Origin of the sequence: Klenkia taihuensis (genome assembly GCF_900112525.1) — a bacterium.
Taxonomy (GTDB): Bacteria; Actinomycetota; Actinomycetes; order Mycobacteriales; family Geodermatophilaceae; genus Klenkia; species Klenkia taihuensis.
On sequence record NZ_FOMD01000001.1, the window covers coordinates 1,470,604 to 1,492,864 of the forward strand.

Annotated in this window: 24 protein-coding genes and 2 tRNA genes; 18 read left to right on the plus strand and 8 right to left on the minus strand. The window is 74.5% G+C overall.

Annotated elements, in window-relative coordinates:
- Positions 1 to 25 precede the first annotated feature (25 nt).
- From BM158_RS07230 to BM158_RS07270, 9 genes are all read left to right on the plus strand, one after another.
- Positions 26 to 97, plus strand: a tRNA-Gln gene (locus BM158_RS07230).
- Positions 98 to 142: 45 nt separating this feature from the next.
- A tRNA-Glu gene (locus BM158_RS07235) sits at positions 143 to 215 on the plus strand.
- A gap of 129 nt (positions 216 to 344) precedes the next feature.
- Positions 345 to 1,523, plus strand: coding sequence for an LLM class flavin-dependent oxidoreductase (locus BM158_RS07240; RefSeq protein WP_091555861.1), 1,179 nt, complete (start codon positions 345 to 347; stop codon positions 1,521 to 1,523).
- 72 nt (positions 1,524 to 1,595) lie between these two features.
- Positions 1,596 to 2,387 (plus strand): SDR family NAD(P)-dependent oxidoreductase, encoded by a 792-nt coding sequence (locus BM158_RS07245; protein WP_091555863.1) that lies wholly within the window; start codon positions 1,596 to 1,598, stop codon positions 2,385 to 2,387.
- A 35-nt stretch (positions 2,388 to 2,422) separates the two neighbouring features.
- The gene (gene galT / locus BM158_RS07250; protein ID WP_091555865.1) at positions 2,423 to 3,496 is read left to right on the plus strand and encodes a galactose-1-phosphate uridylyltransferase; all 1,074 of its coding nucleotides are present in this window, start codon (positions 2,423 to 2,425) and stop codon (positions 3,494 to 3,496) included.
- Positions 3,493 to 4,590: a galactokinase gene (galK, locus tag BM158_RS07255; RefSeq protein ID WP_091555866.1), complete on the plus strand. Its 1,098-nt coding sequence runs from the start codon at positions 3,493 to 3,495 to the stop codon at positions 4,588 to 4,590. Before galT ends, galK begins: the two co-directional genes overlap by 4 nt.
- 45 nt (positions 4,591 to 4,635) lie before the next feature.
- Positions 4,636 to 6,315 (plus strand): sodium:solute symporter family protein, encoded by a 1,680-nt coding sequence (locus tag BM158_RS07260; RefSeq protein WP_229827588.1) that lies wholly within the window; start codon positions 4,636 to 4,638, stop codon positions 6,313 to 6,315.
- Positions 6,316 to 6,325: 10 nt separating this feature from the next.
- A complete protein-coding gene (locus BM158_RS07265; RefSeq protein ID WP_091555867.1) occupies positions 6,326 to 6,592 on the plus strand; it encodes a hypothetical protein in 267 nt (88 codons plus the stop codon).
- Entirely contained in the window at positions 6,589 to 7,221 is a 633-nt protein-coding gene (locus tag BM158_RS07270) for a class I SAM-dependent methyltransferase (protein ID WP_229827587.1), read from the plus strand. The genes BM158_RS07265 and BM158_RS07270 overlap by 4 nt, the downstream gene beginning before the upstream one ends.
- 33 nt (positions 7,222 to 7,254) lie before the next feature.
- Here the strand turns inward: BM158_RS07270 and BM158_RS07275 are convergent, their stop codons facing one another.
- Positions 7,255 to 8,571, minus strand: a complete 1,317-nt coding sequence (locus BM158_RS07275) for an HNH endonuclease signature motif containing protein (RefSeq protein WP_131801989.1) — start codon at positions 8,569 to 8,571, stop codon at positions 7,255 to 7,257.
- 294 nt (positions 8,572 to 8,865) lie between these two features.
- On the minus strand, positions 8,866 to 9,555 hold the full coding sequence (locus BM158_RS07280; protein ID WP_242657455.1) for an IclR family transcriptional regulator: 690 nt from the start codon (positions 9,553 to 9,555) through the stop codon (positions 8,866 to 8,868).
- Between the two features lie 81 nt (positions 9,556 to 9,636).
- Here BM158_RS07280 and leuC point away from each other — a divergent pair, with 81 nt between their 5' ends.
- The 3 genes from leuC (at position 9,637) to BM158_RS07295 (ending at position 12,308) form a co-directional block, all read left to right on the plus strand.
- Positions 9,637 to 11,049, plus strand: a complete 1,413-nt coding sequence (leuC, locus tag BM158_RS07285; protein ID WP_091555871.1) for a 3-isopropylmalate dehydratase large subunit — start codon at positions 9,637 to 9,639, stop codon at positions 11,047 to 11,049.
- Positions 11,049 to 11,645 (plus strand): 3-isopropylmalate dehydratase small subunit, encoded by a 597-nt coding sequence (leuD, locus tag BM158_RS07290; protein ID WP_091555873.1) that lies wholly within the window; start codon positions 11,049 to 11,051, stop codon positions 11,643 to 11,645. Before leuC ends, leuD begins: the two co-directional genes overlap by 1 nt.
- A 99-nt stretch (positions 11,646 to 11,744) precedes the next feature.
- Positions 11,745 to 12,308, plus strand: coding sequence for a copper resistance CopC family protein (locus BM158_RS07295; protein ID WP_091555875.1), 564 nt, complete (start codon positions 11,745 to 11,747; stop codon positions 12,306 to 12,308).
- On the opposite strand, the gene BM158_RS07300 is transcribed toward BM158_RS07295, so the two are convergent.
- From BM158_RS07300 to cofC, 3 genes are read right to left on the minus strand one after another with little or no spacing between them, the layout of a single operon-like run.
- Positions 12,305 to 13,228 (minus strand): NUDIX hydrolase, encoded by a 924-nt coding sequence (locus BM158_RS07300; RefSeq protein WP_091555877.1) that lies wholly within the window; start codon positions 13,226 to 13,228, stop codon positions 12,305 to 12,307. The two genes, BM158_RS07295 and BM158_RS07300, sit on opposite strands and share 4 nt — an antisense overlap.
- Complete coding sequence (locus tag BM158_RS07305) at positions 13,212 to 15,284, minus strand: RNA degradosome polyphosphate kinase (RefSeq protein ID WP_091555879.1); 2,073 nt, start codon at positions 15,282 to 15,284, stop codon at positions 13,212 to 13,214. The genes BM158_RS07300 and BM158_RS07305 overlap by 17 nt, the downstream gene beginning before the upstream one ends.
- Positions 15,285 to 15,321: 37 nt before the next feature.
- Positions 15,322 to 15,933 (minus strand): 2-phospho-L-lactate guanylyltransferase, encoded by a 612-nt coding sequence (cofC, locus tag BM158_RS07310; RefSeq protein ID WP_091555881.1) that lies wholly within the window; start codon positions 15,931 to 15,933, stop codon positions 15,322 to 15,324.
- Between the two features lie 37 nt (positions 15,934 to 15,970).
- On the opposite strand from cofC, the gene BM158_RS07315 reads away from it, so the two are divergent.
- The 6 genes from BM158_RS07315 to BM158_RS07340 are packed head-to-tail and all read left to right on the plus strand — an operon-like array spanning position 15,971 to position 20,963.
- Positions 15,971 to 16,198 (plus strand): hypothetical protein, encoded by a 228-nt coding sequence (locus BM158_RS07315; protein ID WP_091555883.1) that lies wholly within the window; start codon positions 15,971 to 15,973, stop codon positions 16,196 to 16,198.
- A gap of 47 nt (positions 16,199 to 16,245) precedes the next feature.
- Entirely contained in the window at positions 16,246 to 17,052 is an 807-nt protein-coding gene (locus BM158_RS07320; RefSeq protein ID WP_229827586.1) for a lysophospholipid acyltransferase family protein, read from the plus strand.
- Positions 17,049 to 18,056, plus strand: a complete 1,008-nt coding sequence (locus BM158_RS07325) for an NAD(P)H-dependent glycerol-3-phosphate dehydrogenase (protein ID WP_091555887.1) — start codon at positions 17,049 to 17,051, stop codon at positions 18,054 to 18,056. Before BM158_RS07320 ends, BM158_RS07325 begins: the two co-directional genes overlap by 4 nt.
- Positions 18,049 to 19,182, plus strand: a complete 1,134-nt coding sequence (locus BM158_RS07330) for a cystathionine gamma-lyase (RefSeq protein ID WP_091555889.1) — start codon at positions 18,049 to 18,051, stop codon at positions 19,180 to 19,182. The genes BM158_RS07325 and BM158_RS07330 overlap by 8 nt, the downstream gene beginning before the upstream one ends.
- Positions 19,183 to 19,206: 24 nt before the next feature.
- Positions 19,207 to 20,325, plus strand: a complete 1,119-nt coding sequence (locus tag BM158_RS07335) for a D-alanine--D-alanine ligase family protein (protein ID WP_091555890.1) — start codon at positions 19,207 to 19,209, stop codon at positions 20,323 to 20,325.
- Complete coding sequence (locus BM158_RS07340) at positions 20,322 to 20,963, plus strand: DUF7373 family lipoprotein (RefSeq protein ID WP_091555892.1); 642 nt, start codon at positions 20,322 to 20,324, stop codon at positions 20,961 to 20,963. The genes BM158_RS07335 and BM158_RS07340 overlap by 4 nt, the downstream gene beginning before the upstream one ends.
- Positions 20,964 to 20,967: 4 nt before the next feature.
- On the opposite strand, the gene BM158_RS07345 is transcribed toward BM158_RS07340, so the two are convergent.
- The 3 genes from BM158_RS07345 to BM158_RS07355 form a co-directional block, all read right to left on the minus strand.
- A complete protein-coding gene (locus BM158_RS07345) occupies positions 20,968 to 21,291 on the minus strand; it encodes a YchJ family protein (RefSeq protein WP_229827585.1) in 324 nt (107 codons plus the stop codon).
- Between the two features lie 56 nt (positions 21,292 to 21,347).
- Positions 21,348 to 21,911 carry a DUF3515 family protein gene (locus tag BM158_RS07350; protein WP_229827584.1) on the minus strand — a complete coding sequence of 188 codons (564 nt, stop codon included), beginning with the start codon at positions 21,909 to 21,911 and terminating at the stop codon, positions 21,348 to 21,350.
- Between the two features lie 73 nt (positions 21,912 to 21,984).
- The gene (locus tag BM158_RS07355) at positions 21,985 to 22,218 is read right to left on the minus strand and encodes an Lrp/AsnC ligand binding domain-containing protein (protein WP_091555897.1); all 234 of its coding nucleotides are present in this window, start codon (positions 22,216 to 22,218) and stop codon (positions 21,985 to 21,987) included.
- Positions 22,219 to 22,261 lie beyond the last annotated feature (43 nt).

Genomic DNA, 22,261 nt, shown 5'->3' on the forward strand with positions numbered 1-22,261 from the left:
GAGGCCCGCACAACAGCACAGCCCATGGGGTATGGGGTAATTGGCAGCCCGACGGTTTCTGGTTCCGTTAGTCTAGGTTCGAGTCCTGGTACCCCAGCGAGGAACGCTCCACCTCCTCTGTACTATCTGCACTGCACGTTCTGGCCCCGTCGTCTAGCGGCCCAGGACGCCGCCCTCTCACGGCGGTAGCGAGGGTTCGAATCCCTTCGGGGCTACACCACGAGGACCCCCGGCCCACCAGGGCCGGGGGTCCTCTGCGTTGCGGGGGGTTGCCCGGGGCGTTGACGCCGTCCCGTGCGGTGGGCTGTGATCGACGTCTCACCCACCTCAGCGCGGAGGCGTCCATGAGCAGGCTCCGGTTCGGCATCTTCCTGGCCCCGTTCCACCCGGCGGGGGAGAACCCCACGACGGCGCTGCAGCGCGACCTCGAGCTCGTCGCCCACCTCGACCGGCTGGACTACGACGAGGCCTGGATCGGCGAGCACCACTCCGCGGGCAGCGAGATCATCGCCTCGCCGGAGATCTTCATCGCCGCGGCCGCGGAACGGACCAGGCGGATCAAGCTGGGTACCGGCGTCACCTCGATCAGCTACCACAACCCGCTCTGGGTGGCCGAGCGCATGGTGCTGCTGGACCACCTCACCCGCGGCCGGGTGATGCTGGGCTGCGGCCCGGGCTCGCTGCCCACCGACTCGATGATGCTGGGCCTGGACCCCACGGCCACCCGCGAGCTGCTGGCCGAGAACCTCGACATCATCATGCGGCTGCTGCACGGCGAGACGGTCACCGCGACCACCCGCACGCACACCCTCGTCGACGCCCGGCTGCACCTGCGGCCCTACAGCGAGCCGCTGTTCGACGTCGCGGTCGCCGCGGTCGCCTCGCCGACGGGCCCCAAGCAGGCGGGCACGCACGGCGTCGGGCTGCTGTCCATCGGCGCCACGCTCAGCCCCGACGGCTTCGACGCCCTCGCCCACCACTGGGGCGTGGTCGAGGAGCGGGCTGCGGCGCACGGGCAGACGGTGTCCCGCCGCGACTGGCGGCTGGTCGGGCTGATGCACGTGGCCGAGACCCGCGAGCAGGCCTACGCCGACGTGCAGCACGGCATCGAGCAGTGGTTCCGGTACTTCCAGAAGACCGCGGCGTTCCCGCAGATGGCGGTCGAGGGCGGCGACGTCAAGGAGATGATCGACTTCATCAACGACGCCGGGATCGGCGCCATCGGCACCGTCGAGGACGCCCGCGCCCAGGTGCAGAAGCTGTGGGACCAGTCCGGCGGGTTCGGCGCGATGCTGCTGCTGGCGCACGAGTGGGCCAACCCCGAGGCGACCAGGCGCTCCTACGAGCTCATCGCCCAGCACGTGTTCCCGCACTTCCAGGGTGGCCAGGTCACCCATGCCCGGGCCACGCTGGACGCCAAGGAGCGGGCCGCCGGCAAGCGGGAGGACTACGCCGCCGCCCAGCTGCAGGCGGTGGCGACGATGACCGAGCGCTACCAGGCCGAGGTGGCCGCGAAGGGTTGAGACCCCTGCGTCCGGGGGCAGAGGAGCCCCCGGACGCACCCAACCCGGGTGCCCACACCTCGGGAGCAACTCGTGGACCTCGGCATCAGCGGACGCACGGCCCTCGTCACCGGAGCCGACTCCGGCATCGGGAAGGAGACCGCGCGTCTCCTGCTGGCCGAGGGGGTGCGGGTCGTCATCAGCGACCAGGACCCCGATGCCCTGGAGAAGGCCGCCGCCGAGCTGGTCGGCGACGTCACCGCGGTGGCCGCCGACCTCACCGACGCCGCCGACGTGGAGCGGCTGAGGGCGGCGGTGACCGAGGCGATCGGCGACCCGCACATCCTGGTGAACGCGGCCGGGATCACCGGCGCGCAGGGCCTGTTCCACGAGATCGACGAGCAGGGGTGGCGGGACACCCTCGAGATCGACTTCTTCGCCGCCGTCCGCGTGGTCCGAGCCTTCGTCGACGGCATGCGGTCGGCCGGCTGGGGCCGCGTCGTCCTGCTCGCCAGCGAGGACGCCGTCCAGCCCTACGTCGACGAGCTGCCCTACTGCGCGGCGAAGGCCGCCGTCCTGTCGCTGGTCAAGGGCCTGTCCAAGACCTACGGGTCCGAGGGCGTGCTGGTGAACGCGGTGTCCCCGGCGTTCATCGCCTCCCCGATGACGGACAAGATGATGGAGAAGCGGGCCGACGAGAACGGCACCAGCTTCGACGAGGCCGTCGAGTCCTTCCTGGAGGAGGAGCGGCCGGGCATGGAGCTGGGCCGCCGCGGCCGGGTCGAGGAGGTCGCCTCGGTCATCGCGTTCCTCTGCTCGGAGCGGGCCAGCTTCGTCAACGGCAGCAACTACCGCGTCGACAGCGGGTCGGTCGCCACGATCTGAGGCCGGGCCGGGTGGGGCTGTTAACGTTCACAATCGTGATCAGCACCACCCGGCACCTCGCCGACGGCCGCGAGGTCGTCTACTTCGACAGCGTCCCGACCCCGCGCGAGGCGGTCGACCCGCGGGAGCTCCCGCCGGTCGCGACCGCCTCCCAGGTCCGCTGGGACCCGCTGCTGGGCGAGTGGGTGGTCATCGCCGCGCACCGGCAGACCCGCACCTTCCTGCCGCCGGCCGACCAGTGCCCGCTGTGCCCCTCCACCCCGGAGCGGGCCACCGAGCTGCCCGAGGCCGACTACGAGGTGGCGGTGTTCGAGAACCGCTTCCCGTCGCTGTCCACCGAGGTCGACCGGGCGGTGCCCCCGCACGCCGAGGGCAACCCGCTGGTCACGCTGCGGCCGGGGGAGGGGCGCTGCGAGGTCATCGTCTTCACCAGCGACCACGACCGGTCCTTCGCCGACCTCGGTCCCGACCGCGCCCGGCTGGTCGTGGACGCCTGGGCGCACCGCACCGAGGCGCTGTCGGCGCTGCCGGGGGTGGAGCAGGTCTACCTGTTCGAGAACCACGGCGAGGAGATCGGGGTGACGCTGTCCCACCCGCACGGGCAGGTCTACGCCTACCCGTTCCTCGCCCCCCGGGTGCAGAAGATCCTCGGCCAGGTGGGCGCGTACGAGGGCGACCTGTTCGCCGACGTGCTCGCGGCGGAGCGCTCCGGCCCGCGGGTGGTCGCGGCCAACGACCACTGGACGGCGTTCGTGCCGGCCGCGGCCCGCTGGCCCTACGAGCTGCAGCTGTTCCCGCACCGCCGGGTGCCCGACGTCGCCGCCCTGACCGACGAGGAGCGCGACGCCTTCGTGGAGGTCTACCTGGACGTGCTGGGCCGCTTCGCGCACCGCTTCGACGAGCCGATGAACTACATCTCCTCGTGGAACCAGGCCCCGGTGCACGCCGGCCGGGAGGAGTGGTGGCTGCACCTGCAGCTGTTCAGCTTCCGCCGGGCGCCGGGGAAGCTGAAGTACCTGGCGGGCTCGGAGTCGGGGATGGGCGCGTTCGTGAGCGACACCTCGCCCGAGGGCGCGGCGGAGGCGCTGCGCGCGGTGGTCCTCCCGTGACCGCCTTCGCCGACGTCTTCGGCACCGAGCCGGAGGGCGTGTGGCTGGCGCCGGGCCGGGCCAACGTGATCGGTGAGCACACCGACTACAACGACGGCTACGTGCTGCCGGTGGCCCTGCCGCACCGGGTGCTCGCCTCGGTCGCCCGGCGCACCGACGGCCTGCTGCGCACCGCCTCGGTGCAGCAGCCCGGCGCCGTCGTCGAGCTGCCGATGACGGAGGTCCGCGCCGGCAACCCGGCCGGCTGGGCCGGCTACGTGGCCGGCGTCGCCGAGCAGTTCGACCTGCCCGGTGGCCTGTCGGTGCTGGTGGACGGCGACGTCCCCGCCGGCGCCGGGCTGTCCTCCTCGGCGGCGGTGACCTGCTCGGTGGCCCTGGCCCTGCGCGACCTGCTGCGCCCGGACCTGGCCGTCGAGGACCTCGTCGACGTCGCCCGCCGGGCGGAGAACGACTTCGTCGGCGCGCCGACCGGCATCCTCGACCAGTCGGCGTCCTTGCTCTGCGAGGCCGGGCACGCGCTGTTCCTGGACACCCGCGACCGCAGCCGGCAGCAGGTGCCCCTCGACCTGGCGGCGGCCGGTCTGGCGCTGCTGGTGGTCGACACCGGCCACACGCACTCGCACGCCGACGGCGGCTACGGCGACCGGCGGCGGGAGTGCGAGGCGGCCGCCGCGGCCCTCGGCGTCCCCGCCCTGCGCGACGCGGCCGTCGACGACGTCGAGGGCATGGCCGACGACCTGCTGCGCCGCCGGGCCCGGCACATCGTCACCGACAACGCCCGGGTGCTGGAGGTCGTGCGGATGCTGACCGACGGCGGCGACCCGCGGGCGATCGGGCCGGTGCTGACCGCCGGCCACGTGTCGCTGCGCGACGACTTCGAGATCTCCACCCCCGAGCTGGACGCCGTCGTGGCCACCGCGCTGACCGCCGGTGCGCACGGGGCGCGGATGGTCGGCGGCGGGTTCGGCGGGTCGGCGATCGTGCTGGTGGAGACCGGTGACCTGGAGGCGGTCACGGCCGCCGTCCAGCCGGCCGGTGGCAGCTACCGGACGTTCGTCGTCGTCCCGTCGCCGGGGGCGCACCGGGTGGCGTGACCCGTCCGGCGTGCGGAACGCAACCGTCCGCCCCATGATCACGGCGTGCTCCTCACCGCTGCGGACGACACGTTCCGGCTCGACGCCGGGTTCGTCGACTACCTGCTCGTCGCGATGTACTTCGCGGTCGTCATCGGCATCGGGTTCGCCGCCCGCCGGCGGGTGAGCGACTCGATCGACTTCTTCCTGTCCGGGCGGTCGCTGCCGGCCTGGGTGACCGGCCTGGCGTTCGTGTCGGCCAACCTCGGCGCGGTCGAGATCATCGGCATGTCGGCCAACGGCGCCCAGTACGGGCTGCCGTCGATGCACTACTTCTGGGTGGGCGCCGTCCCGGCCATGCTGTTCCTCGGCGTGGTGATGATGCCCTTCTACTACGGGTCGAAGGTGCGCAGCGTCCCGGAGTTCATGCGCCGCCGCTTCGGCACCGGGGCGCACCTGGTGAACGCGATCAGCTTCGCGGTCGCCCAGGTGCTCATCGCCGGGATCAACCTGTTCCTGCTGGCCACCGTCGTGAACGTGCTGCTGGGCTGGCCGCTGTGGGTCTCGCTGATCGCGGCCGCCGTGGTCGTGCTCAGCTACATCACCCTCGGCGGGCTGTCGGCGGCGATCTACAACGAGGTGCTGCAGTTCCTCGTCATCGTCGCCGCCCTCGTGCCGCTCACCTGGATCGGGCTGTCCAAGGTCGGCGGCTGGGACGGCCTGGTCGACCGGATCACGTCCTCGGGCGGGGCCGAGCAGCTCAACAGCTGGCCGGGGCAGGAGCTGTCCGGGTTCTCCTCGCCGATCTGGTCGATCGTCGGGATCGTGTTCGGCCTGGGCTTCGTGCAGTCCTTCGGCTACTGGACGACGAACTTCGTCGAGGTGCAGCGGGCGATGGCGACCAAGTCGATGTCGGCGGCGCGCAGCACGCCGATCATCGCGTCGTTCCCGAAGATGTTCATCCCCTTCGTCGTGGTCATCCCCGGGATGATCGCCGGCGTCGCAGTGTCGGAGGTGGTCGCGCTCAAGGCGGGGGAGGACGCCGGCGTCGAGTACAACGACGCGATCCTGCTGCTCATCCGCGACGTGCTGCCCAACGGTCTGCTGGGGGTGGCGATCGCCGGTCTGCTGGCCTCCTTCATGGCCGGCATGGCGGCGAACATCTCCGCGTTCAACACCGTCTTCAGCTACGACCTGTGGCAGACCTACGTCAAGAAGGACCGGCCCGACGGCTACTACCTGGCCGTGGGCCGGTGGGCCACGGTCGGCGCCACGGTCATCGCGATCGGGACGGCGATCATCGCCAGCGGGTTCTCCAACCTGATGGACTACCTGCAGACCCTGTTCGGGTTCTTCAACGCCCCGCTGTTCGCCACGTTCATCCTCGGCATGTTCTGGAAGCGGATGACCCCGACCGCCGGCTGGGTGGGCCTGGTCGCCGGCACGGTGTCGGCCGTCGCGGTGTTCGTCGCCAACGAGGTGGGCGTGTTCACCCTGCCCGGCCAGGGCGCGGCGTTCCTGGCCGCGGGGACGGCGTTCGTGGTCGACATCGTGGTCAGCGTCGCGGTGACGATGGTGACCCAGCCGAAGCCGGTGTCCGAGCTGGCCGGACTGGTCTACTCGGAGACCCCGAAGGAGGTGCGCACCGACCCGGACGCGCACCGGCTGCCCTGGTACCAGTCCCCGACGAAGCTGGCCGGCATCGCGCTGGTCATGGTCGTCGCGCTCAACGTGATCTTCGACTGAGAGGCCCGGCATGAGCGAGCAGCAGCAGGAGAAGCACACGGCGGGCGCGTTCGACGTCCGCAACGTCATCGCCGCGCTGATCGGCGCCTACGGGCTCGTGCTGGTCGTGATGGCCTTCGCCGGCGACGCCGCCGAGGAGGCCGACCGCACCGGGGGGCTGGACGCGAACCTCTGGGCCGGCATCGGGATGCTGGTCTTCGCCGCGGCCTTCGCGCTGTGGGCCCGGCTGCGGCCGGTCGTGGTCGACCCGCCCCGGGACACCGACGACGGCGCGTGACCGACCTCGAGGGGCTGCGGGCGTCCTACGACCGGGTGGCCGACGCCTACGTCGGCATGCAGGCCGGCGACCTCGGCCCGCACCCGTGGCTGCGGGCGGCGTTGGCCGCGTTCGCCGAGGACGTCCAGGGGCTGGGTCCGGTGCTGGACGTCGGCTGCGGGCCGGGGCAGGTGTCGGCGCACCTGGCAGGGCTGGGCGTCGACGTCTCCGGGGTGGACCTGTCGCCGCGGATGGTCGAGCACGCCCGCTCGGCGTACCCGCAGCTGCGCTTCGGGGTCGTCTCCGCCACGGAGCTGCGGCCGGAGCCGGGGTCGCTGGGCGGGGTGCTGGCCTGGTGGTCGCTGTTCCACCTGCCGCGGGCATCGGTGCGCTCCGTGCTGGCCGCGCTGGCCGACGCGCTCGTGCCCGGAGGTCAGCTGGCGTGGGGCACCCACGTCGGGGACGGCGAGGTGCAGCGGTCGGACGCCTACGGGGTCGGCGGGGTGTCCTGGACGACGTACCTGTGGCAGCCGGAGGAGATGGCCGCCGTCCTCACCGGGGCGGGGCTGGAGCCCGTCGCGGAGCTGCGCTTCCCGCCGCTGTGGACCGCCCGCCCTCAGGCGCTCCTCGTCGCCCGCCGCCCCGGCTGACCGCCGCTGGGCGCGCGGCCGCCACCCGGTCGATCATCCGGAGCGGTCGACAAGGTGTGGGCCGGGTTCTCGCCGGTGGTCGATCGGCTCGCCGGTGGTGTCGGTGAGGACGCCGGTGATGACCTCGCGCCCGTCGGGGCGGTAGGTGCGCCGGCACCCGTCGTCGGGGTCCCACTGCAGGCGGTAGCCGTGGTGGACCTGGGTGTGGTGCCGTTCGCACAGCAACGCCGTGTTGGCCAGCGACGTCTGGCCGCCGTCGATCCAGTGGACGAGGTGGTGGGCGGCGCACCACCAGGCCGGTGCGTGGCAACCGGCGAACACGCACCCACCGTCCCGCACCTCGGCAGCCCGCCGGATGTGGGCGGGCACCAGCCGGTGGGCCCGGCCGACGTCCAGCGGCAGGCCATCGGGGCCGAGCAGGATGCGGGCCACGTCGCCGTCGCACGCGACCTGCCGGGCCACCGTGTTCGACGTCGTCGCGCCGGAGCCCAGGCGGGTGGCGGCGGGGCGGGTGTCGGGGTCGGCCAGGTCCTCCAGCTGGATCAGCGCGGTCACCTGCGGCTTGACCTTGCGCAGCATCGGCAGGTCCCCGGCGGCCAGGTGCAGCGCCGCCAACTGCACCAGCGCGTCGGCGGCGCGCTGGTCCCGGGACCGCAGGTCACCCTCGCAGCGCCCGGCCGCGGCGATGGCCTCCAGCGCGGCCTCCACCTGTTCGCCACCGGCGGCGTCGAGCTGCCCGCGGATGGCGCGGGACCCATCGGCACGGCGCGAGATCCGCAGCCCCCGACCCTCGGTGGGGTCCACGGGTGGTGCGCCGTCGGGGTCGAGGGCGTCGACGATCTGCTGGCACACCGCGAAGAGGGTCCGCGGCGCGTGCAGCGCGGTCTCGGCCACGAGCCGGTCCAGCGCGGGCAGGTCCGCCCCGGCGGCGTCCCCGGTGGCCCAGACGTCGGCGGTGAGGATCCGCCCGATCACCGCCAGCTGCCCGGGCGTGATGCCGCCGGCCGCAGCCCCGGCGCCCACGGCCGGCATCCGCACGGCCAGCCGACCGGCGGCCAGCACCGCTGCGGCCTCGGGCCCGGACAGGTGGGCGTGACCGCGCAGCCACGGCTTCATCCCGGTCAGCCCGTCGGCGTAGGCGGCATCGACGGACTCGGCACGGGCGACGGTGCGGGCCAGCTCGGCGGCGACCAGGTTCTGCAACCGAGTCAGACCCCGCGCCCGGTCCAGCAGCTGCGCCGCCGTCGTGGTCCCGCCGTCCAGCGAGGTCTGCGCGACGCCCATCACCGCCTCGATTGCGGCGCACACGTCGGCCGGCGGCGGGTCGGGTCGCCGCGAGGCCGCAGCCATCGGGGACGGCACCGCCGGCCGCTCGGCACCCAGCGCCCCGGGGGCGAGGGGCTCGGGTGCCCAGGGTCGGGTGTCGTCGAGCCCCAAGGCACACCTCCCCGTCTGTTCGATCAAGTGTTCGAACAGTACCGCACGCCGGCAGTGTCGGCGAGGCGAATCCGCAGGTCAGGCGTCATTTGACGCTCATGCACCATTCCGGCGGAGAAGTGGTCGGTGAGCGTCGATCGACGCTCGCGCGGGGTGCGGCGACGAGCTGCCGGCCGCATGGCTCGCCGGCTCCGCGACCGGCCCGGGTCAGCGGGACGCGCGGGCGATCGCGTGGGCGGCGTCGAGCACGGCGCCCACCACCTCGGGGCTGGGACGGCGGCCCAGGCGCTCCACCGGGCCCGACACCGAGACCGCGCCCAGCACCCCGCCGGCGCCGTCCCGCACCGGGGCCGACAGCGACGCCACCCCGGGCTCGCGCTCGGCGACGCTGTGCGCCCAGCCGCGGCGGCGGACGTCGAGCAGCGTGCGGGCGGTGAAGGAGGCGGCCTGCAGCAGCGGCGTGACCTCCTCGGCGGGGGCGAAGGCGAGCAGTGCGTGCGCGGCCGAGCCGGCGGTCATCGGCAGCCGGGCGCCGACCGGCACGGTGTCCCGGAGCCCGGAGAGCCGCTCGGCCGCGGCCACGCACACCCGGGTGGACCCGTCGCGCACGTAGAACTGTGCGCTCTCCCCGCTGGCGTCGCGCAGGGTGACCAGGTGCCGGGTGGCCGCCTCGGCGAGCTGGTCGGCGCGGTCGCGGCTGCCCCGGCCGAGCTCGGCCAGTGCCGGCCCCGGCGCCCACGAGCCGTCGGGACGGCGGCGGACGAGCCGGTGGCCCTCCAGTGCCACGGCGAGCCGGTGCGCGGTGGCGCGCGGCAGGCCGGTGCGCTCCACGAGCTCGGCCAGCGTCGCCGGGTCCTCGGCGACGGCGTGCAGGATCGACACTGCTTTGTCCAGCACGCCGACGGGGTTAGGCTGTCCCACGAGCTGATACTTGCATCTCACTGAATGGGATGCAAACGAGCCGGAGGAGGCGCAGCCGTGGGACGGACCCTGGCGCAGAAGGTCTACGAGCAGCACGTGGTGCGACGCACCGAGGGCGAGCCGGACCTGCTCTACATCGACCTGCACCTGGTGCACGAGGTCACCAGCCCGCAGGCCTTCGACGGGCTCCGCGCGGCCGGGCGCACCGTCCGCCGTCCCGACCTGACCATGTCGACCGAGGACCACAACGTCCCGACGACCGACCTGCTGGCCCCCATCGCCGACCCGGTCAGCCGCGCGCAGGTCGAGGCGCTGCGGAAGAACACCGCGGAGTTCGGCATCCGGCAGGCCCCCATGGGCACCCGGGACCAGGGCATCGTGCACGTCATCGGCCCGCAGCTGGGCCTCACCCAGCCGGGCATGACGATCGTCTGCGGCGACAGCCACACCTCCACCCACGGGGCCTTCGGTGCGCTGGCCTTCGGCATCGGCACCAGCGAGGTGGAGCACGTGCTGGCCACCCAGACGCTGCCGCAGCGCCCCGCCAAGCAGATGTCGGTGCGGGTCGACGGCGAGCTGCCGGTCGGCGTCAGCGCGAAGGACATCATCCTGGCCGTCATCGCCGAGATCGGCACCAACGGCGGCCAGGGGCACGTCATCGAGTACCGGGGCACCGCCATCGAGGGGCTGTCCATGGAGTCGCGGATGACGATCTGCAACATGTCGATCGAGGCCGGCGCCCGTGCGGGTCTCATCGCCCCCGACGAGACCACGTTCGCCTACCTGCGAGGCCGTGAGCACTCCCCGCGGGGCGCCGACTGGGACGCCGCCGTCGCCGCCTGGCGCGAGCTGCGCACCGACGAGGACGCCGAGTTCGACCGCGAGGTGGTCATCGACGCCGCGTCGCTGACGCCCTACGTCACCTGGGGCACCAACCCCGGCCAGGGCCTGCCGATCAGCGCCTCGGTGCCCGACCCGGCCGACTTCGCCGACGAGACCGACCGCCGGGCCGCCGAGTCCGCGCTGGCCTACATGGGCCTGACCGCCGGCACCCCGATGCGCGACATCACCGTCGACACCGTCTTCCTCGGCTCGTGCACCAACGGCCGGATCGAGGACCTGCGGGTGGCCGCCGAGCTGCTGCGCGGCCGCAAGGTCGCCGCCGACACCCGGATGCTCGTCGTCCCCGGGTCGGTCGCGGTCAAGCAGCAGGCCGAGCAGGAGGGCCTGGACGCCGTGTTCACCGAGGCGGGTGCCGAGTGGCGCGGCGCGGGCTGCTCGATGTGCCTGGGCATGAACCCCGACCAGCTGCAGCCCGGCGAGCGGTCGGCGTCGACGTCCAACCGCAACTTCCAGGGCCGGCAGGGCAAGGGCGGCCGCACGCACCTGGTCTCGCCCGCCGTCGCCGCCGCCACCGCCCTCACCGGCAAGCTCACCGCCCCCGCCGACCTGCAGGAGGTCAGTGCCTGATGGACGCCTTCACCACCCACACCGGCACCGCCGCCCCGCTGCGGCGCAGCGCGGTCGACACCGACCAGATCATCCCGGCCGAGTACCTCAAGCGGATCACCCGCACCGGCTTCGAGGACGGCCTGTTCGTCGCCTGGCGCACCAACGAGCCCGACTTCGTGCTGAACAAGCCCGAGTACGCCGGCGCCTCGATCCTGGTCGCCGGCCCGGACTTCGGCACCGGCTCCTCCCGCGAGCACGCCAACTGGGCGCTGCTGGACGGCGGGTTCAAGGTCGTCATCAGCCCGCGGTTCGCCGACATCTTCCGCAACAACTCGACCAAGTCCGGCCTGCTCACCGTGGTGCTGCCGGCCGCCGACGTCGAGGCGCTGCAGGACGCGTCCGAGGCCGACCCGACCCTGCAGGTGACCGTCGACCTCGGCGCCCGCGAGGTCCGCTGGGCCGACCGGACCGTCGCCTTCGAGATCGACGACTACACCCGCTGGCGCCTCATGGAGGGCCTGGACGACATCGGCCTGACCGAGCGGCACCTCGAGGACATCGACGCCTACGAGGCGCAGCGCCCGTCCTGGAAGCCGACCACCACCCCGGTCTGACCGCACCGCGGTGGCCGGGCGACCGGCCCGGCCACCGCGGGAACCACCGGACGACGGCGGACGACTCCTCCGGGGACGCTCCCGACCGAGAGGCCCGCCGTGCCCACCCCCGCCACCCGCCTGCTGCTGTCCCTGCTCCTGGCCCTGGGCGCCCTGCTCGCCGCACCGGGGACGGCGCAGGCCCACGCCGGCCTGACCGCCTCCTCGCCGGAGGACGGCAGCACCGTCACCGGCGCCCTGCCCGCGGTGGTGCTCACCTTCAGCGGCACCGTGCGCGGCCCGGAGGTGACCGTGACCGGCCCGGACGGCGGCACCGTGTCCACCGCGGCGGTCGCCGCCGGCAGCACGGTCACCGTCCCGGTGGCCGCCACCGCGGCCGGGGTGCACACGGTGACCTGGGCGGTCACCTCCGCCGACGGGCACGACCTCACCGGCACGCTCGGCTTCACCTATGCCGGCCCCGTGCCGACGGCCGGACCGACCAGCAGCGCCCCGGCGGCGAGCGCGCCCGCGCCGGGCACCTCCGAGGCCGCGGCCGGGCAGCCGAGCAGCACGGAGCCGACCGGGTCCACCGCCGGCACCACCGGCACGGTCGTCGTCGTGGTGCTGGTGGCGGTCGTCGTCCTCGGGCTGGTCACCGCCGGGCTGCGCCGCCGGGCCTAGGCGTCGGGGTCGGCCGGGAAGTCCCGGTAGTAGTCGGCCAGCAGCCGGCCCGGCCGCCCGCCCAGCACCCACACGCTGCCCTTGGCCGACGGCGGCCACAGCGACCCCGCCGTCCCCGGGAAGCGCACCCCCAGCGCCATGAGCACCGACGGGATCGCCCCGCCCTGGCTGCACACCACGGTCACCCCGGGGGTCGGCCGGGGCTCCAGCCACGCCTCCACCTTGTCGATGCCGGCCTGCGGGTCGTCGCCGAAGCCGTCCTCACCCAGCTCCGGGACGGTGCCCAGCGGCAGTCCCAGCGCCCTCGCCAGCGGCGTCACCGTCTGCACGCAGCGCACCGGCGGCGCGGCGAGCACCTCGGTGGGGCCGAAGGCGGTCAGCAGCTGCGCCAGCCGGGCGGCCTGCGCGCGGCCCCGGGCGTCCAGCGGGCGCTCGTCGTCCGGGCCGGCGAAGTCGCCGCGCTCGCCGGCGCTGGCGTGCCGCACCAGCAGCAGGGTCGGCGTCCGGGGCACGTCGGTGCGGGCGAGGTCGGCCAGCACGGCCGCGTCGTGCGGGTGGGTGACCAGCTCCGAGGCCTGCGGGACCGGCAGCCAGCGCAGCTCGTCGACCTCGTCGTTGGCGGCGAACTCGCCTGCGACGTGCTGCATCGTCCAGTAGTCGACCCGCTTGGGGCCGTGCCTGTGGGTGTAGCGGGTCTGCACGCTGCGCCGGCCGACCGCCACGCCCAGCCCGGTCTCCTCGCCGACCTCCCGAACGGCGGCCTGCAGCGGGTGCTCCCCGCCGTCCAGCTTGCCCTTGGGCAGCGACCAGTCGTCGTACTTGGGCCGGTGCACCACGGCGGTCTCCAGCACCCCGCCGGCGCCCAGCCGCCACACCGCGCCCCCGGCGGCGGGCTGCACCCGCTCAGCCAGCGAGCTCACCGGCCATCACCCGCGCCTGGAAGTCGTGCTCGCCGGTCCGGGTCCAGGCGCCGTCGGCACCGAGCTGGAAGCTGCGGACGTCGTCGGCCATGGCGCCGTCGAACATCCGCTGCAGCTGGGCGGCGGCGTGCTCGTCGCCGACCCGGAGCAGGACCTCGACCCGGCGGTCCAGGTTGCGGTGCATGAGGTCCGAGCTGCCCAGCCACCACTCCGGCGTCCCGTCGTTGGCCACGTGGATGACCCGCGAGTGCTCCAGGAAGCGGCCCACGATCGACCGGACCCGGATGTTCTCCGACAGGCCGGGCACCCCGGGCCGCAGCGCGCAGATGCCGCGGATCCACAGCTCCACCGGCACCCCGGCGGCCGAGGCCTCGTAGAGGGCGTCGATGAGCTCCTCGTCGACCAGGGAGTTCACCTTGATCCGGATACCGGCCGGCCGACCCTCGGCGGCGTGCCGCGCCTCGCGGCGGATCTTCTCCAGCAACCCGGCCCGGATGCCGTGCGGGGCGACCAGCAGCGACCGGTAGGTGGTCTGCCGGGAGTAGCCGGTGAGGGTGTTGAACAGGTCGGTGAGGTCCGCGCCCACCCGGGGGTCGGCCGTGAGGATGCCGAGGTCCTCGTAGATGCGCGCGGTCTTGGGGTTGTAGTTGCCGGTGCCGATGTGGCAGTACCGCCGCAGGACGCCGTTCTCCCGCCGCACCACCAGCGCGGTCTTGCAGTGCGTCTTGAGCCCGACCAGGCCGTAGACGACGTGGCAGCCGGCGCGCTCCAGCGTCTTGGCCCAGCTGATGTTGGCCTCCTCGTCGAAGCGGGCCTTGATCTCGACCAGGACGACGACCTGCTTGCCGGCCTCGGCGGCCTCGATGAGCGCCTGCACGATCGGGGAGTCACCCGAGGTGCGGTAGAGGGTCTGCTTGATCGCCAGCACGTGCGGGTCGGCGGCGGCCTGCTCGATGAAGCGCTGCACGCTGGTCGCGAAGGAGTCGTAGGGGTGGTGCAGCAGCACGTCGCCCTCGCGCAGGGTGGCGAACACGCTCTTGGGGCTCTCGCCGTCGGACAACCGCGGGTGCGTGCCCGGCACGAACGGCTCGTCCTTGAGCTCGGGCCGGTCCAGCCCGTAGAGCGCCATCAGCGCCGCCAGGTCGAGCAGACCGGGGACGTGCAGCACGTCGGTCGGGGCGACCTCGAGCTCGTGCATGAGGACGTCGAGGATCTGCGGGTCCATCGAGTCGGTGACCTCGAGCCGGACGGCGGGGCCGAAGCGGCGGCGCTGCAGCTCCCGCTCGAGGGCCTGCAGCAGGTCCTCGTCGCGGTCCTCCTCGACCTCGACGTCGGCGTTGCGGGTGACCCGGAAGACGTGCTGGTCGATGACGTCCAGCCCGGGGAACAGCTGCCCCAGGTGCGCCGAGATGAGGTCCTCCAGCGGCAGGAACACCGACTGCTCGTCCTCGGTGTGCACGGGGACGAAGCGCGGCACGTTGTCGGGCACCTTGACCCGCGCGAAGCGCGGCGCCCCGGTCTCCGGGTCGCGCACCGACACGGCCAGGTTCAGCGACAGGCCCGAGATGTAGGGGAAGGGGTGCGCGGGGTCCACGGCCAACGGGGTCAGCACGGGGAAGACCTGGTCGCGGAAGTACTCGCGCAACCGCATGGCCTCGCCGTCGCCGACCGCGTCCCAGTGCACGATCCGGATGCCGTTCTCCTCCAGCTGCGGCAGCACGTCCTCGACGAACACGCCGGCGTGCCGGGCGACGAGGTCCTGGGTGCGGTCGGAGATGCGGGCCAGCTGCTCGCGGATGGTCAGCCCGTCGGGGGAGCGGACGGTCAGGCCGGTGCTCTGCCGGCGCTTGAGCCCGGCGATGCGCACCATGTAGAACTCGTCGAGGTTGCTGGCGAAGATCGACAGGAACTTCACGCGCTCCAGCAGCGGGGCGCCCTCGTCCTCGGCCAGCTCCAGGACGCGGGCGTTGAAGTCCAGCCAGGACAGCTCGCGGTTGAGGAAGCGGTCGGGGTGCTGGGCGGCGGGGAGGGCCGTGTCGGTCTGCGTGTCGGGCACCCGCTCATCTTCGCCTACGCCGGTGAACGGACGGTGATCACGCACAGGCCGCGCGCAGCGCCGCCCGGGTGCGCGGCCCGGTGCCCAGCCTGGCTGCCTCGGCCAGGTGCGCGGGGGTGTCGACGTCGCGCCGCAGACCCGGCCAGCCGCCGTCCAGCGGCACCGCCCCGGACGCCGCGTGCGCCGCCGCCGACCCGGGCCCGAAGGCGGGGTCCAGGACGCCGTCGGTGACCGCCAGCAGCGTCGTGCCGGTGCCGTCGGCGTCGGCGACGAAGGCCCGCCGGACGGCGGCCGCGGCCGACAGCGCCGCCGCCAGCTCGTCCGTGCGCAGCGCCGGCAGGTCCGAGTGCAGCGCCGCCACCAGCGGGTTCCCGGACGCCCGGGCCCCGTGGTCGACGGCGGCGTCCAGCCCGGCCGGTGCGTCGGGCACCACCCTGGCCCCGAGCGCGGCGGCGACGGCGGCGGCGCGGGGGTCGTCGGTCACCACCCAGGCCGAGGCGACGGCGGGGCAGGCCAGCACCGCGTCCAGGGTGTCGCCGAGCATGGCCAGCACCAGCTCCTCGTGGGCCGCCCGGGTGCCGGTGGGGCCCAGCCGGGTCTTCGCCACGGCCAGCCGCTTGGCGGGGACCACGACCGACCAGCGCTGCACGTCCCCACGCTCCCACACGCCGCCGGGTGAACGGTCGGTGAACGGCCTCGCCGGCGGCCCGGCCGGGGCCTACGGTGCGGCCATGGTGACCGCGCTCGTCGTCCTGGTGGTGGCCCTGCTCGCCGCCTTGGTGTTGCGGGGGCTGCGCCGCCGCCGCGCGGGCTGGTACGCGACCGCCGCGGATCGCCCGGCCGCCGACGCCCGGGGGGCGGTCAACCGCAACGCCTGGATGCTGGGGGGCGGGGGAGGCGGAGGGGGCGGCTGAGCCGGGCGGTCACCGGCGGACGGGGGAGGACCGGGCAGACTGACCCGGTGAGCTCCGACGTCGTCCCCGCCCCGGGGAGCAGGTGGCCCCGACGACGCTGGCGGCCCCGCCCGCCGCTGACGTGGGCGCTGCGGATGTGCCTCGTGGTTGTCTGGCCGGTCGCGAGCCTCCTGTACGACCTCCGGCTGCGGCACGCCGAGCGCATCCCGGCCACCGGCGGGGTGCTGCTGGTGGCCAACCACGTCTCGGTGCTGGACCCGCTGGCCTGCGCGATGCTGGTCTACGACGCCGGCCGCGTCCCGCGGTTCCTGGCCAAGGACGCGGTGTTCAAGGGCCTGGCCGGGACGATCCTGCGCTCGGCGGGGCAGATCCCGGTCTTCCGCGGCACCTCGGCCGCGCAGAGCTCGATGCGGGCCGCCGAGCAGGCCCTCGCCGCCGGCGAGGTCGTGATCATCTACCCGGAGGGGTCGGTCACCCGCGACCCCGACTGGTGGCCCATGCAGCCCCGCACCGGCGCCGCGCGGCTGGCGCTCACCAGCGACGCCGTCGTCGTCCCGCTGGCCCAGTGGGGCCCGCAGCGGGTGCACGACTACCACACCAAGGAGCTGCACCTGCGGCTGCGGACGCGGGCGGAGTACCTGGTCGGCGAGCCGGTCGACCTGTCCGACCTGCGCGCCGAGGTCCGGGCCGGCCGCCCGGTCACCGCCGAGCTGCTCCGCGAGACCACCGACCGGCTGATGGGCCCGGTGCGCGCCCAGCTCGGGGAGATCCGCGGCACCACCCCGCCGGTCGCCGTGCACCCGCGGCCGGGCCGCACGCCCGGCGACCTGCCCGGCTCGGCGGGGGCCGCGTGACCCGCGCCGTGACCAGGGCGGCGGTCCTCAGCGCGGGCAGCTGGGGCACGACGTTCGCCAAGGTGCTCGCCGACGCCGGCTCCGAGGTGACCCTGTTCGCCCGCCGGCCCGAGCTCGCCGCCGCCATCACCGCCGACCGGGAGAACGCCGACTACCTGCCCGGCGTCCGGCTGCCCGACGGCATCACCGCCACCGACGACGCCGCCCGTGCGCTCGAGGGCGCCGACCTCGTCGTGCTCAGCATCCCCTCGCAGACGCTGCGCCAGAACCTGGCCGAGTGGGCGCACCTGGTGCCCGCCGACGCCACGCTGCTGTCGCTGATGAAGGGCATCGAGCTGGGCAGCACCCGGCGGATGAGCGAGGTCGTCCGCGAGGTCACCGGCGCGTCGCCCGACCGGGTCGCGGTGCTCAGCGGGCCCAACCTGGCCCGCGAGATCGCCGAGGAGCAGCCCTCGGCCACGGTCATCGCGTGCGCCGACACCGACCGCGCCGAGGCCCTGCAGGCCGCCTGCCACACCCGGTACTTCCGGCCCTACACCAACCCCGACGTGGTCGGCTGCGAGCTCGGCGGGGCGGTCAAGAACGTCATCGCGCTGGCCGCCGGCGTCGCCGAGGGGCTGGGCTTCGGCGACAACACCCGGGCCTCGCTGATCACCCGGGGGCTGGCCGAGACCGCCCGCCTGGGCCAGGCCCTGGGCGCGGACCCGCTGACCTTCGCCGGGCTGGCCGGCCTGGGCGACCTGGTGGCCACCTGCTCCTCGCCGCTGTCGCGCAACCGCACGTTCGGCGAGCACCTGGGCCGCGGGATGAGCCTGGAGGAGACGGTCGCGGTGACCAGGCAGACCGCCGAGGGCGTGAAGTCCTGCCGGTCGGTGCTCGACCTGGCGCAGGCGCACGGCGTCGACGTCCCCATCACCGAGGCCGTCGTCCGGGTGTGCCACGAGGGCGAGTCCCCGGCGCAGATGGTGCGGGAGATCATGAGCCGGGAGGCCAAGAGTGAGTGACCTCGGCGACGGCACCCGCGTGGTGCGCGGCGGCGACGAGCCGGTGGCCCCGGGCGCCCCGCTGCGGCCCTCGCCGGTGTTCGCCGCGCCCTACCACCTGGGCGAGGACCCCTACGCCACCGACTTCTACGCCCGCCCCGGGCACCCCACGCTGCGGGTGCTCGAGCGGGCCGTCGGCGACCTGGACGGCGGCGAGTGCCTGGTCTTCGCCACCGGCATGGCCGCCATCAGCGCCGCCGTGCTCGCCGTCGCCGGCGCGGGGGACCGGGTCGTGGTGCCCAGCGACGGCTACTACCAGACCCGCGCGTTCGGCGAGGGTGAGCTGACCAGGTTCGGCATCGAGGTGCAGCAGGTGCCCACGCTGCGGATCGCCGAGGTCGCCGCCCGCGGGGACCTCGACGGCGCGGCGTTCGTGCTGCTGGAGACGCCGTCCAACCCCGAGCTCGACGTCTGCGACATCGCCGCCGTCGCCCGGGCCACCCAGGCCGCCGGCGCCGTGCTGGCCGTGGACAACACCACCGCCACGCCGCTGGGCCAGCGCCCGCTGGACCTGGGCGCCGACCTGGTGCTGGCCGCCGACACCAAGGCGCTCACCGGGCACAGCGACCTGCTCATGGGCCACGTCACCGCCTCCCGCAGCGAGCGGGGGCAGCAGCTGCACACCCGGCTCAAGGCCTGGCGGGACCGCACCGGCAACGGCCCGGGTGCCTTCGACGCGTGGCTCGCGCACCGGTCGCTGTCCACCCTGGACCTGCGGCTGGCCCGGCAGGCCACCACCGCGGCCGCCGTCGCCGACCTGCTGGCCGACCACCCGGCCGCCACCGGCGTGCGCTGGCCCGGCCGGCCCGGCGACCCGTCCTACGAGCTGGCGTCGCGGCAGATGCTGCGGATGAACGGCGTCGTCTCGGCGACCCTGGCCGACGAGGCCGCCGTGCACGCCCTGGTGCGGGCCAGCGACCTCTGGCTGGCCGCGACCAGCTTCGGGGGCGTGCACTCCACGGTGGACCGGCGGGCGCAGTGGGGCGGGGACGCCGTCGCCGAGGGGTTCGTGCGGTTCTCCTGCGGCATCGAGGACACCGCCGACCTGGTCGCCGACCTGACCCGCGCGCTGGACACGCTGGTCTGACCCGGCCCGATAGGGTCGCCTGCGATGAGCGCGGGAGCACGCAGGACCAGGGTCGCCGTCGTCTTCGGGGGGCGGAGCGCGGAGCACGCCATCTCGTGCGTCTCCGCCGGCAGCGTGATGGCCGCGCTCGACCCCGACCGGTACGAGGTGGTGCCGGTCGGCATCACCCGCGAGGGCGGCTGGGTGCTGCACGACGGCGACCGGCTGGCCATCGAGGGCGGCCGGCTGCCCGAGGTCACCGGCGGGACGGCGGTCTCCCTCGTCGGCGACCCGGCCGGCCGCGGCCTGTCGGTGCTCGAGCCCGGCGAGGCCTTCGGCCGGCTCACCGACGTCGACGTCGTCTTCCCGGTGCTGCACGGCGCCTACGGCGAGGACGGCACCGTGCAGGGCCTGCTCGAGATGAGCGGCCTGCCCTACGTCGGCTCCGGGGTGTTCGCCTCGGCGGCGAGCATGGACAAGGAGTTCACCAAGAAGCTGCTCACCGCGGCCGGCATCGAGCAGGGCGACCACGTCGTGCTGCGCGACGCCGCCGGTGCGCTGACCACCGACCCGGCCGCGCTCACCCAGGAGCACCGCGACCGGCTGGGCCTGCCGGTGTTCGTGAAGCCCTCCCGCGCCGGCTCCAGCATCGGCATCACCCGGGTCACCGACTGGGCCGACTTCGACGCCGCCGTGGCCACCGCCGCCGCCGTCGACACCAAGGTCGTCGTCGAGGCCGCCGTCGCCGGCCGGGAGGTCGAGTGCGGCGTGCTCGCCGCGGTCGGCGGCGGGCTGCCCGAGACCAGCCTGCCGGCGGAGATCCGGCTGCACGCCGGCGTCGACTGGTACGACTTCGACGCCAAGTACCTCGACGACGCCGTGGACTTCGACGTCCCCGCCGACCTGACCCCCGAGCAGACCGCCGCGGTGCAGGAGGTGTCCCGCCGGGCCTACCTCGCGCTGGACTGCCGCGGGCTGGCCCGCGTCGACTTCTTCCTCGGCACCGACCCGGCCACCGGCGCCGACCGGCTCGTGGTCAACGAGGTCAACACCATGCCCGGGTTCACCCCCATCTCGATGTTCCCCCGCATGTGGGCCGCCTCCGGCGTCGACTACCCGACGCTGGTGGACCGGCTGGTGGCCGGCGCCCTGGCCCAGGGGTGAGGCCGCTCGCCGGCCTGCTGGTGCTCGCACTGGCCCCGCTCGCGGGCTGCTCCGCCGGGGTGACCGGCACGGCGACCCCGGCCGCGACGGGCGAGGTGGGCACGCTGCCCGGCGACGTCGACGGCCTGGGCGGGCTGGTGCTCACCGCGGTGCCCTCCGGCCGCCCGCAGGTCCCCGACGACGAGCTCGACCCGCCCGCCGGCCCCAAGACGCTGGCCGACGTCGCCGGCTACGCCGAGGACGCCGAGCGCGAGGAGGAGGTGCTCACCGACTACGGCTACCGCTGGGGCTGGGAGCGGTTCTGGGGCACCGACGACGACCTGACGTCGGTCTTCGTCGACCAGTTCGACGGCACCGCCGGTGCGGCGTCCTACGCCGACGACCTGGCCCGCAACGACACCGAGTTCTACGGCGGCAACCCCGACCGCGACCCCGACCACCTGCCCGACGGCTGCGCCACGCTGACCGTCGAGGACCCCGCCGAGGACACCCGGCTGACCGGGCCGGCCGCCTTCGCCTGGTGCGCCCACGGCCCCTTCACCGTCTCGGTCGCGGTGGTCTCCACCGACACCGAGGACGCGCTGGCCCAGGTCGACGACCTGGTCGAGCTCCAGCTGGACCGGTTGCCCCGCGGCTGACCGCTCAGCCGGTGGTGACGCCGTCCAGGTAGACCCAGCGGCCCTCGACCTTGGTGAACCGGCTGCGCTCCTGCTGCGCGCCCGGCTCGCCGTCGCGTCGGTAGGAGGCGCGGAACTCCACCGTGCCCTCGACGGCCAGCAGCCCGCCGCCCTCGACCGCCAGGACCTCCAGGCCGGTCCAGCGGGTGTCGTCGTCCAGCTCCAGGTCGGCGGGGCGGGTGCGCGGGTGCCAGCTGGCCAGCAGGTACGGGGCGTCGCCGAGGGCGAAGGCGCTGTACCGGGAGCGCATGAGCGCCTCGGCGGTGGGCGCCGCGGCACCGGCGTGCACCGGTCCGCAGCACTCGTCGAGGGTCAGCCCCGTCCCGCAGGGGCAGCGCCGCGGCCTCACCGGGCCGGGACGGCGCCGGCGATGGTCGGTCCCAGCGCGGTCACCAGGGCGCTGTCGCTGCTGGCCGGCAGCGTGATCTGCACGGCCACCGACCGGTCCAGCGTGGTCCAGGTGATGACGTCGGGGACCGAGGTGTCGACGAACCACGGCAGGCCGGTGATGGTCACGACCAGCGCGTCCGGGGCCAGGTCGATCGCCGGGACCCCGCAGACCAGGACCGATGCCGGGTCGCCCCAGGCGTAGACGTAGGGCGAGTCGGAGTCGACACGTCGACTCGTCTCCCCGGCGACCTCCAGCGGCAGCTGGCTCATCAGCGCCGGGCAGGCGGCGTCGGCCTCCGGGGTGATCTCCGGCGTGTCGACCTGGACCGGGCTGTCGTCGCGCTGGCTGGGGGTCGCGCCGGAGACGTCGGCCACCGGCCCGTCGCCGGGGCCGTCGTCCCCGCTGCCGGGCCCGAGGAGGCGGATCAGCACCAGCAGCACGACGACCACGGGGACGGCGACCGCCGTGGCCACCAGGGCGGCGCGGCGGGTGGGGTCCGACGACCGGCGGGCCGGCACCTCCGGCGCCTCGTCGGCGTCGGGGTCCGGCCCGTCGGGGGTGGTGCCGGGGTCGCTGGTCAGGGGAGGGACCTCAGAGGTTGACGACCGGGCAGGTCAGCGTGCGGGTGATGCCGTCGACCGACTGCACCCGGGCCACCACCAGGCGGCCGAGCTCGTCGACCGAGCCGGCCTCGGCGCGGACGATGACGTCGTAGGGGCCGGTGACGTCCTCGGCCTTGGTGACGCCGGCGATGCCCGCGATGGTCTGGGCGACCGCGGCGGCCTTGCCGACCTCGGTCTGGATCAGGATGTAGGCGTGGACCACAGCAGTTCCCTCCTCGGGCAGGACGTGGGCGCCGCCTCCGGGC

Bases quoted from the DNA above. Each gene is read 5' to 3' on its own strand.
- leuD (WP_091555873.1), top strand. From the start codon at position 11,049: ATGGACGCCTTCACCACCCACACCGGCACCGCCGCCCCGCTGCGGCGC.
- BM158_RS07335 (WP_091555890.1), top strand. From the start codon at position 19,207: ATGAGCGCGGGAGCACGCAGGACCAGGGTCGCCGTCGTCTTCGGGGGG.
- BM158_RS07265 (WP_091555867.1), top strand. From the start codon at position 6,326: ATGAGCGAGCAGCAGCAGGAGAAGCACACGGCGGGCGCGTTCGACGTC.
- BM158_RS07240 (WP_091555861.1), top strand. From the start codon at position 345: ATGAGCAGGCTCCGGTTCGGCATCTTCCTGGCCCCGTTCCACCCGGCG.
- BM158_RS07275 (WP_131801989.1), bottom strand. From the start codon at position 8,571: ATGGCTGCGGCCTCGCGGCGACCCGACCCGCCGCCGGCCGACGTGTGC.